Source organism: Bacteroidales bacterium (genome assembly GCA_013141385.1).
Classification (GTDB): domain Bacteria; phylum Bacteroidota; class Bacteroidia; order Bacteroidales; family Tenuifilaceae; genus UBA8529.
Window position 1 is genome coordinate 46,853 of the sequence record JABFRB010000021.1, and the last position, 11,835, is coordinate 58,687.

Annotated in this window: 5 protein-coding genes; 2 read left to right on the forward strand and 3 right to left on the reverse strand. The window is 34.5% G+C overall.

Annotation, left to right across the window (positions count from 1 at the left end; all coding sequences use genetic code 11):
- Positions 1-10: 10 nt before the first annotated feature.
- On the reverse strand, positions 11-2,695 hold the full coding sequence (locus HOO91_13155; protein NOU18498.1) for a TonB-dependent receptor: 2,685 nt from the start codon (positions 2,693-2,695) through the stop codon (positions 11-13).
- Positions 2,696-3,795: 1,100 nt separating this feature from the next.
- Between HOO91_13155 and HOO91_13160 the strand changes: the two genes are divergently transcribed.
- Entirely contained in the window at positions 3,796-4,464 is a 669-nt protein-coding gene (locus HOO91_13160) for a hypothetical protein (GenBank protein ID NOU18499.1), read from the forward strand.
- 42 nt (positions 4,465-4,506) lie between these two features.
- Positions 4,507-6,804: a T9SS type A sorting domain-containing protein gene (locus HOO91_13165; GenBank protein NOU18500.1), complete on the forward strand. Its 2,298-nt coding sequence runs from the start codon at positions 4,507-4,509 to the stop codon at positions 6,802-6,804.
- Between the two features lie 222 nt (positions 6,805-7,026).
- On the opposite strand, the gene HOO91_13170 is transcribed toward HOO91_13165, so the two are convergent.
- Complete coding sequence (locus HOO91_13170; GenBank protein NOU18501.1) at positions 7,027-10,266, reverse strand: TonB-dependent receptor; 3,240 nt, start codon at positions 10,264-10,266, stop codon at positions 7,027-7,029.
- A gap of 271 nt (positions 10,267-10,537) precedes the next feature.
- Positions 10,538-11,776, reverse strand: coding sequence for a 3-deoxy-D-manno-octulosonic acid transferase (locus HOO91_13175; protein ID NOU18502.1), 1,239 nt, complete (start codon positions 11,774-11,776; stop codon positions 10,538-10,540).
- Between the last annotated feature and the right edge of the window lie 59 nt (positions 11,777-11,835).

Sequence of the window (11,835 nt, forward strand, 5' to 3'; positions counted from 1 at the left end):
TTAACGTTTTTTAGAATTTAATTTTCAAGGTTGTAGAAAATGTTCTACCAAATCCATAGAATACCCTAGCGGTTTGCCATGTATGATCAGAACCGTCTGTTGCATCAGCAATATACTCTGCATCAAAAAGGTTATTGACATTACCGATTAAAGAAGCATCAAAAGTTCCAATTTTGAATCGATAACTGGTGCTGAGATCAAAGATCGTTGCATCAGGAATTCTCCATGGTTGAGAAAAGTTAAGATCGCCATAGCCTGTTGACGCAGGGCTAATACTGAAGTAAGAGTAGTTGCGTCCATAGTAGTTTGCATCTAAGCCAATACTGAAACCTTTTAGCATTTCATACCTCGCACCTATTGCGGCAGTTGTTTGAGCAGCATTTCCAACATGAATACCCTTTAGATTTACATTCATTTTAACATGTTGAGCAGAACCGAAGGCAACCTGATTTCCGCTTGCGTCAGAGGGTTGTCCGTTATCAGTATATAGGTAACCTGTTGCATTACTTAACCAATTCCAATCACCAATTGATACCATAGCTGTTATCTCCAAATTTCTAATTGGTTTGGAAATAAGGTCAAGTTCAATTCCTTTGTGAAGTGCATCAACACCTTCCATATTAATACTTAAAATTTTTGCAGGAATCAAAGGATCTGGTTGGAGAATAGAACTACGAACAATTGTTTTATTCATCCACTTTGTGCTATAGAGGTTTAAGTTTGCCGACAGATATTTTGACTTGAAACCGTAACCAACCTCATAAGAGAATGCTTTTTCATTAATTGCATTTGGGTTTACAGCATTACTTAATGTTGATTGAAGAAAAGCACCACCAGAGAAGAAAGGTGCACGAGAAATAACACCAATATTTGCAAAAACATTGTGATTATCATTCAGGTTGTAGTTTGCTCCGCCCTTTACACAGTAACCCCAAAAACTAACTGTTTTAGATTTTGCTTGAGCTTTCTCGTAATAGAAACGGTCGTAACGCCAATCGCTAGTCCTTGATAAAGATGTTGAAATAAATGTACTTAGATTCTTTATTTGATTATACTCTGCTTGGGCAAATAAACCTTCGCTCATCACAAAACCGTCATAATCGCGATAAACTACATCACCAACAGCTAATTTATTTGTTCTCCAACTTTGATCAGGGTACTGAGAGATTGGCCGTGAAGAAGAAGCGTCAATATAGAAGTTTCCACCATACAAATCGGTAATCACATTGGTATGTGTTCCTTTGTAATAACGTAAATCTATACCACCATAAAAATCAATTATATTAGCAATTTTTGTGCTGTAAGTGGAAAGCAATCCGTACCATTTATGCTGATTTACACTTTTTGACATTACCATTGCTGAACCATTTAAACTAGCCTTATTTAAAGCATATATGGCACCATAATCAAAAGTTCCATCTGCCGTTCTAAAGACTGTATTTGGAATGCCCGAACTTGATCCGTACCAGTTACTCCTATCTCCTGATGTATAACCTTGTCCACTAGTACCATAACCATCGCCGATTGAAGCGTATAATGCGGTTGAGAGGCTTGACTTTTGGTTAATAGTCCAAAAGTGATTTAAGGAAAATTGAGGTTTATTGTACTCATTACGTGAAGATACTTTACGCTGTCCGTTCATATCAAAACCGTAAGACGCATTGTACCTGTATTTTAATGGTTGTTTCTGCCATTCAGCGATCAACAATCCATCAGCACTATTACGTTGATTATGCCATTGTGGTGCGCCCAGACCAGTAAAGGAGATTTGATGATGATCATTTATCCTTTTTGAAATATTTACAAAATAGGAGTACGACTCAAACTCAGTTCCTTGAATGTAACCATTTCCAGATGTTTTTGTTCCTAATACGGTAATGGCCCAGTTCTTTTCTGTTAACCCGGTTGAAACAGCAAATCCAATTTTAGTATAACCATCACTTCCAATACCATACGATACATTACCACCCTTAGTAGCATCAGTGGAACGAGTAACGATATTTATGGAACCCCCTAACGAAGGAGCAGCAACTTTAGAAGCACCCAACCCACGTTGTACTTGCATTGAACGGGTAACATCATTCAAACCAGCCCAGTTTGACCAGTAGATACCACCCCATTCCATATCATTTACAGGAACTCCATTAATCATAACAGCAGTATTAGCTGCATCAAATCCACGTAAATTAATACGTGAGTCACCGAATCCTCCGCCCTGCTTGGTTGCATAAACACCAGGAGTCGCTTTTAGAATTTCAGGAAATTCTTGGGTGCCTAATTTCTCTTCAATTTGAATGGGATCAATTTTTGAGAGAGCAACTGGGGTTTTACGAGAGACAGCCACTGAGGCAAATACTGTAACTTCATCCAAACCAATTTGGTCTGTTTCAAGCATTATATTCCCTAGGTCTGTTGTTACACCATCTTTTGCATCCACTTCAAATTCCTTTGCCGTAAAACCAACAAATTGAATAATAATCGTCTTTTTCCCGGCAACAAGAGCAAGACTAAATCCACCATTAACATCAGTGATGATGCCCGAGGTAGTCCCTTTAACAAAAACGGATGCTCCTATTAATTTTTCATTATTACTAGCATCAAAAACCACCCCTTTCACAATAGCCTGCGAAAAAGATAGACTGGTAAACCCAGATAAGATTAGGATTAGCAGAAGTTTTCTTAGAGTTCGAATCATAGTAAGAATTGGTTTAGGTTGTTTGAAGATATTATTTAGAAAAAATATTAGTTTCATTGAGGATTAAAAGCAGGTATGTGATTTGAGTAGCTTGTTTTCATTAATCCAAGTTGTAATTTATGGCTTTATTAAAAAAGTAAATATAATTATCCATAACTTACATTTTATTATTTGTGGGGAAATTAAACCTAAAAGGCATGAAATTAGAATAAAAAACTGTTTTTCTATGATTTAGCCATAAAATGCAATGAGTGAAGTTGTAGATTAGCTTTATTATAAAAGTTAGCACTGTACAAATCATTCTATGTCTAATAACGATTCGCTTTCATAAATATCATTATTGTTCAGAACCTTGAATGAGCCGAAGGTTTACCTATGCCACCTTTCTTGCTCGATAACAAGAAAGGTGGTCATAAGCATGGGGCGTACATCTACATTTTTTAAACTCCTTTTGGACTAGTATATAATTCAATTTAATACAACCACTATCTATGAATTAAACACATAGAGTTCTGCGTGGATCTGAGTTATAAACATGTCATACTAGTTATTAACAAGTTAAAACAAAAAATAGCTTTCTATTCCAGCCATATTCGCCTTTTTAGACAGCCTCCCTCCATAAACCAATACAGGTGTTCCCTCTGCAGGAAATCTTGCCCAGAATATCAGGCAATAAATCCTGTGATGGAAAATCCTAACCAGAAATATTATGCGGAGATATTGCATGAAAAACTGAAGAGCAACAAAATATTTGTGGTAGTAATTTACAATTAAAATTTATATCTGCAGAGCAGCATAACATTAATAAACATTCTAAAACAAATACATTCAACATTTAATCGAACAAGACCGCATCTGAATACTTAATGCTAAATTTTGGCAAATATTTTTTTATCATTTTAATATAAACTTAAAAGTATTCAAATAATAATTATACCTTTATAGTACAAATAAGATTTATAAAAACATTAATTTTATAAAAAAGGTAAATAAAATATTTTCCAAAACTAATGAAACATTATTTACCCTAATAAACATTATTTTCATTTTACAATAATTTTAACTCAATTAATTACAAACAAAACAAAATTCTAGGATCTATGAAAAAATTACTTACACTACTAACTTTGTGCGCATCGTTAAATGCTTTAAGTCAAACGAATACATTTCCAACAACTGGAAATGTAGGGATTGGAACTACAACCCCATCAGCACGTCTTCATCTTTATATAACTACTGGTACAATAAACCAAATATTAGAAACTGGCAGTTCTAGTGCAAATACAAATTTTATTAGTTTTAAGTATGCCGGTATCCAAAAGGGTTTGATTGGTTTTGGAACAACAAATACGCACTTAGATTTGTGGAATGTATTTAATACAAACATTAGATTTGCTACAAATAATGTTGAAAGATTGACAATATTAGGCAACGGTAATGTAGGTATAGGTACTACAAATCCTGGAAGTTATAAATTAGCAGTTGAAGGAACAATAGGTGCCAGAGAAGTAAAAGTAACAACACTTGCTTGGGCCGATTTTGTTTTTCAAAAAAATTACAAACCAATGCCATTAAATGAATTGCAAAAATATATAATTGAAAATAATCATTTACCCGAAATACCTACAGAAGAAGAAGTAATAATTAATGGAATTGGATTGGGCGAGATGAATGTAAAACTACTTCAAAAAATCGAAGAACTTACTTTATATATAATAGAACTTAACAATAAAGTTAACAATTTAGAAGAACAGTTGAATAGCAAATAAGAAAATTGTTTCCACATAATTTAATTAACACTTCACCTTATAATGAAAAAAAGTTACACACTCCTAATATTTATTTTCTGTTTTTTACTACAAGGATATGGACAATGTATTAAAGAACAGATATCTACCGATCCAACAAATCCGGTAAATAATGAGATCCCAGCTATGAAAAATTATTTCGATTGGATGCAACCATCTTTTCAACTAAATTCAAGCGAAATTAATATTAATCCTATTGCATCTCCGTTCTATCAGGTTGATAACGACATTATTAATCATTTTGTAGATTCTAAAGACTATCTTCCAATAGATGGATGGGAATTAATAAAGAAAGATTTTGGGTATAATGGTACTGGAATTGTTACCTCTCCCTACCTTATCTTATATAATCGATTTAGTGGTATATTAAGATGTTTTGTTGCCATGAAACAAGTTGCAGGATATAATGCAGCTAAATTTACATTAAGTTTTACATCAGCTTCACCTGATAGAACACATTCACTTTCGTCAATAGGAACACCTCTTGATAAACAGATTGGAATTCCAGAAATTTCTGTGCCTACTGCTTTCACAAATGATCCGGGAAAATGGTTTTATGCTGATTTTGCAATGAATTACGATCCTTGTATTTGTAACGCTAACTCTAAACTGTTAATCTCCGTTGATTTGATAAGAAATTCCTCTATCGATATGAAAGGATTTTATGAGGGAACACTTGTTAGTATTGATAATGGGAATATCAATAAAATAAATACAGGAAGTAGTTTATCATTAAAAAATATTGGAAGTTCTTTTGAAAAAGGTCAAAAAGTGTATAATTCAATTGAAAAATTGAAAAATGAGCAACTTAAAAACGTATTGTCTAAATCGCAGTATTGGAATAATTGGGTGAATTCTCAAGCAGTTCATTTAGATGATCTTTCTCTTGCTGATTTGGACTATTTTGTTCAAACTAATACATTAGAGTCATTCGTAACGACTGAGTATAATTTTTTTAAAGATAAACTCAATTTGTTTCAAAAAGAACTCATTTCAGATAATTTTCTTAAAACTGGTCTCAGAGCAGCACCTTATATAGGAGCAGCATTTTCTTTTATTGATGCATTTATTTCTGGGGGAAGACAAGCGACAAGTCCACAACCAGTTAAATTAATGCCAATGTCAATTAATATGAATGCAACATATTCTGGTACAATTACAACTGATTTGCCCTATAGAGATATAATATTCTATAACCCAGGAACGTCAGCATCAACAATGAGTAATTATAACGAATATCCCTACTACAATAATGGTTTAGGTGTAATGAATTTAGTTGAAACGCCAAAAGTTGATGTACAAGAAGATATTAATTATTGGTATGAACCTGACACTTGGGCAAATATTTATGATATTCAGTGGAAATTTCGCATGAATGCTAATCAGATTAAATATATTATAAACCCAAATGCTGGAGTAAAAGATAGTGCAGAAATTTTTGCTCAACTTATATTTCAATTTACAACTGACCAAGGTTATGGGGCCACCCTTGATTTCGGAAATTCTCCAATTATCGACTTTCAAAATCCAGAATTTAATAAATATTTCTATTACTCAAAGCCAATGCCCTTATCATTTTATAATGATTTAACGATTAACGCTCAGGCCTCATATACAACTCAATACACTGAACTTGTATCAGTTTCATTAAAACTTTTTTTCAATTTTAAGAGATCAGATAACCTCTCGAATGCTCAAAACATATTTTACGTTTCAACGTTCCCAACTATAATAAATAAAGTTAGTTCAGTTGCCCAAGGTTCTCTATCTTCAATACCAAATTATAAAACCTTTTATGAACAAGGTAATAAAACCATAGTATCTAATGAAAAGGCATGGGAAACAATTGAAGTTAGAAATACAACACTATCCTCCGCTTCAAATTTTTACTTATCAGCAAGCAATATTATCCTTAAAAACGGAGCAGTAATTAAACCTGGAATTACAATTAAAGCAGGAGACCCGATTGGAGTAATACCTGTTAATATTAGCCCTATTCCAGTATCAAATATTGATTGTTTAAGCAGGTATCCTTTAAGATCTTCTAAGAAGAATAATACTGATAATGATAACATAAAAGTTTTCCCAAATCCTTTTAATGAGCAACTTAGAATTGAGGATTTAAATAACTCAATAGCTACTATTAACTTATTTGACTTACAAGGTCGTTTGATATATTCTACCAAAGAGGTCAGTTCTTCAAATACTATTAACACAAGCGAATACCCACTAGGTGTTTACATATTGAAACTTTATACTAAGAATGGTCCAATTATTAAAAAGATTATTAAATCAAATTAGAATAGTCCCTATTTAGTTGGTATTTTCTTTTAGGTACATAAGATTGAACAAAGGAGGTTGTATCAAAAAAAGTTAAGCCTCCAAGATTTGAATATTTGGATAGCATGAATAAAAAGAGGGGGTCTCAGACTTTTGAGACCCCCTCTTCGTTTAAATTATGAAAAATAGAAATGTTAGATAAAAAAACTATATCTAATGGCTTTTTTTAATAATCCATATTCATTAAAATATAAATCTAAGTCCAAACAAAGCACCCCATGTATTGCTGGTACTAATTGTTTTAGTTAAAGATGTACCCGCCTTAAATGCATCAACAGTGTTTGCATTCAACCTAAAAGTAGGAGCAGTAGTTACTGTTGGACGACCAACCATAGTTAAAGGACGAATATTCTCATAATTTGCTAGTGGAACATAAGAAATTGTCCCCCAATTATCGTTAATCATGTTTCCAACATTAAGTAAGTCAATACTTAACTGCAAGGTGTATTTTCTGTTAGACCCAAAGTTTGTGAAAATATCTTGAAGGATTTTAATGTCAAAACGGTGAACCCAAGGTTGAACATGTCCAAAACGTTCAGCATATTCTCCTTTGTGCTTACTCAAGTAGTCATTGTCATTAACATATTCAAAGAATGCCGCTGATTGCTCTGCTGCAGTCATAAGAACACCGCCAGTAGGAGTATAGTCAACAAAGGTTATCTCAGATGCATCTTTTGGAATATACATAAGGTCAGAGCTGAAACCATCATTATTTAGGTCGTTTGAATAGGTATATGACCAACGACCAGTTTGATATCCCTTGTAGGAAATTGAAATTGTTGTAGCAAACATCTTGGCGTACTCAATTCTATAAGTAGCATAACCAACTAATGAATGTGGTGTAGAGAAGTTAGAATAGCTTAACCCAGGATTGTTAAGACTTCCAATACCTGTATTGGATGAGTATGCTGAGGAAGCTGATGAGCCGGGGTTTGAGGAAATATCCTTAGCTGCTGAGTAGGTATATGCGAACATACCTGATAATCCATGACTAAAGTTCTTGGTTAGCTGGGCTGTTACAGAATACTGATAACCTTTACTTGTATTTGAAAGTATAGTTGCATTAGCAATACCTGTTTGATATCTTCTAATCCCATTCTGAACAGCAGACGCTGCATTGTAAGTCCAGAAAGGTCTTGAGTCAGCACCTACCATTGTGTTATCTGCGGGCTTCTCATTAATATTTAGCTGTTGAACGGCATTAATATCCTTACCATATAGTAACTCCCCAGTAAACACCATATTATATGGGAGTTCAACATCAACCGCTAAATTCGAACGCCATACCTGAGGCATTTTAAAATCTTTTGAAACCTCTGCAAGGCTTGAACCGTTTGGAAGAGCTCCTGGAGTTTGAGGGAAAAGAGTTGGATTATCAGCAATAAACTGTTTATAGTCAGGATGGAAAGCCAATCCTGTAAGGTTAGCATTACCAGCAGCCCAACCAATTTCAGGAGATTGAATTACCCCGGAGTTTGTAGGTTGGTTTGTGAACCATACAAATGGTAGCAGACCAGTAAAAATACCTGTTCCTCCACGTACTTGCAATGAACGATCCCCTTTCACATCCCAGTTAAATCCCAAACGGGGTGAGAAGAGCAGTTTACTCTTTGGCCACGAACTTACGTCTATTTTTTTACCATTGAAATCTAACGCTGCAATTGCGGGGTTATCGGTTAGTTTATCGAAAAAGAATGGTTTTTCGATACGCATACCAAAAGTTAATTTTATGTTAGAATTCACCTTCCATTCATCTTGTCCATAAACAGCACCCAGACCAAAAGTTAACTCTGAACCTGGAGCATCGTTACCATTATAACCATAGGTAACACCAAAACCGATTGGGGTTGCACCATTAATAAAGTCATCAACCGAAGCATAACGGTAGTATGATGTTCCTTCACGAATATATGCGTTACGGAAGAATAAACGATCAAATGAAGCACCTGCGGTAATAGTATGCTTGTTAAAGTTGAAAGTTGTGTTATTGGTGAAACTAAGGTTTTTGTTTGTTACATCATTATTAAAACTAAACAGTTCATAACCAAACGACATATACTGATCGCCACCTTGCCAAATATCAACAAATGGAAAAAGTTTAGATGGGCTAGTACGTGTATCTTGAATAAATGTATAACTAGCAAGGAATTTGTTCGAAATTCTGGTGTTGAATGCACTATTTAATTCAGTAGTGAATGAACGAACTGTATTCTTAAACCCGTAAAAAGAATTTGAGAAGGCTATTGATTGTGTTCCAATACGCGATGAACCACGAAGTGCAAGTGGTCCGCTATTTGCGTTGGTTTGTTGGTCTGAAGTACCAACTACATCGTTATAACGAACAATCAATTTATGTTTTGAACTAATATTCCAGTCGATACGAGCAAGTAATTTAGTATTCTTATTTTTAAAAGGATCAAAACCTTGGTATTTACCCGGATCGTAACCATAAGTATTGATAAGGTGATCTTTTACTCTAATCAAATCGACCTCTGTTGTTCTAGCAATCAATTGATTTGCAACAGCAACACCATCGGTACTTGGTTTCCAGTCAACGCCAGGGATATTAACCTTTTCGATTTCACCATTTACAAAAAAGAATACTTTATTCTTGATTATAGGACCACCTAAACTTAGCCCATAATTATTGCTGCTCCTTGAATTTGCCCCAACAACATCCTTACCATTAACAGTACTTCCCGTAAAAGATTCAGGCCGTAAATAAGTATACAAAGATCCTTTGTAGTTGTTGTCACCACTTCTTGTAACAGCATTTATACTCGCACCAGTAAATTGTGATAATCTTACATCAAAAGGTGCAATATTAACAGTTACCTGTTCAATAGCATCCAATGAAATCGGTTGTGCCTCACCACCAGGAAGAGGATTGCTGCTAAGACCAAAATTGTTATTGAAAGCAGCTCCATCGACTGTAATTGAATTGAATCGACCATCACGTCCAGCAAATGAGTTGCCTTGGGATTGGGGCGTCAATTTCGAAAGATCCGTGATACTACGGTTAATTGTCGGAATACTAGTAACCTCTCTGCGGCTGATGTTGGTCAGAGCACCAGTGCGTTGAGAGTTGATTATAGGGTTTCTGACCGCAGAAACAACAACCTCCTTTATCTCGGTGGTTGCTTCTTTTAACTCACCATTTAAAACATAAGTCTCGCCAAGGTTAAGGTCAATATCTTTATAGACAGCAGGAGCATAACCTACAAACGAAATTGTAACTGTATATGGTCCCCCGACCCTTAACCCTGTAAGCATATAGTTACCACCTCCAAGGGTAGTTGTACCATATGAAGTACCAGATGGTTCATGAACTACAACAACGGTTGCACCAGGTAGTGGAGAACCATTGCCATCAAGAACCCGTCCGTTTAGCGACGAGGTGGTTACACCCTGCGCATTAACCATAACTGATATTAATATCAGCCCGGTTAGCAAGTAAATAAAACGAATTGGTTTAGACATAAATTTGGTTTTAGGGTTTATTAAAATTGTATTACGGTGTTTCATCCTATTTTTATGCAAAAGATTATCAATATTTAAGGTGCAAAATTAGCTGTAAACTACATTATCAATGTTAATTAGACGTTAATTATATCAATAGTAAATAAAAACATATTAAAATCATTAAATAAAGTTATACAATAGATTTTTTTGCTAAAATACATCAAATGAATGTTTAAATATCATGTAAAATAATTTTCTCCAGAATTATTTTTGTTGCACCCGCTTTTCTCATAAAGTAATCATTTGACGAATTCTTAACTTTTTGAAACATCTCTGCCGAAATAAAAAAATGATTTAATGAATCAGAAAAACTATTCAGATTATCAATTGAACGAGCGGATCCAATTTCAATTAGCTCAACCGCCTCCTGAAACCTTTGGTAATTCGGACCAAAAATAACTGGCACTCCAAACACCGCTGCTTCAAGAGTATTATGAATCCCAACACCAAAACCACCTCCAATATATGCAATCGTTCCATATCTGTATACCGAAGAGAGTATTCCGATAGTATCTATTATTAACACCTGAGTATCCCCCAAGTCTGTCTCGTTAGGGTTTGTATAAAGCATCGATTTAATGCCAATCTTTGCTCTGAATTTTTCGATATCCTGTGGGTTAATCTCGTGTGGGGCTAAAATCAACTTAAGGTTATGGGGGTTTTTCTTTAAGTACTCTAGTATCACCTCCTCATCCTTTTGCCATGTGCTTCCAGCAACCAGTACTTTAGAATTTAACGCAAACTTCTCAAGTAAAGAAATTGTTTTAGCGGCTTGGGCATTTGCCATTACCCTATCAAATCGGGTATCACCTGCTACAGTTACATTACTAATACCAATACTGGCAAGTAATTCCTGGGATTTTTTATTCTGTACAAATAGATGTTCAAAGTTGGAAAGAAAACTACGATACCACTTCCCGTAGGATTTAAAAAAAACTTGTTCTTCTCTGAAAATAGCAGATATAATATAGGTTGGAATATTCCGCTTCTTAAGTTGATTAAGGTAGTGATACCAAAATTCGTACTTGACAAAAATGGTTGCTATTGGATTTACTATTTCAATAAATTTAATGGCATTTCTCCTTTTATCTAGCGGCAAATAGAATATATAATCGGCTTTAGGGTAGTTTTTTCTGATCTCATAACCAGAAGGTGAGAAAAAAGTAAGAAGTATTTTAATGTCAGAATATTTTTCACGGAAAGCCTCAATCACAGGTCGACCCTGTTCAAACTCCCCAAGCGATGCGCAATGAAACCACACAATCCGATCATCTTTTTTTATCGTTTCTCTGAGACGGCTCTCCCATCTATTCCTCCCTTTTTTCCAGAGTTTTGCTTTTCTATTAAAGGGAGAAACAACTGTAACAATAAGTTGATAGATTAATATTCCTAGGTTGTAAACAAATACCATTTGATAAATATTAGGGTGTAAATTTAATTCCTGTACTTTACATTAACAATAAAACTTTT

Bases quoted from the DNA above. Each gene is read 5' to 3' on its own strand.
- HOO91_13165 (NOU18500.1), top strand. From the start codon at position 4,507: ATGAAAAAAAGTTACACACTCCTAATATTTATTTTCTGTTTTTTACTA.
- HOO91_13175 (NOU18502.1), bottom strand. From the start codon at position 11,776: ATGGTATTTGTTTACAACCTAGGAATATTAATCTATCAACTTATTGTT.
- HOO91_13170 (NOU18501.1), bottom strand. From the start codon at position 10,266: ATGGTTAATGCGCAGGGTGTAACCACCTCGTCGCTAAACGGACGGGTT.
- HOO91_13155 (NOU18498.1), bottom strand. From the start codon at position 2,695: ATGATTCGAACTCTAAGAAAACTTCTGCTAATCCTAATCTTATCTGGG.
- HOO91_13160 (NOU18499.1), top strand. From the start codon at position 3,796: ATGAAAAAATTACTTACACTACTAACTTTGTGCGCATCGTTAAATGCT.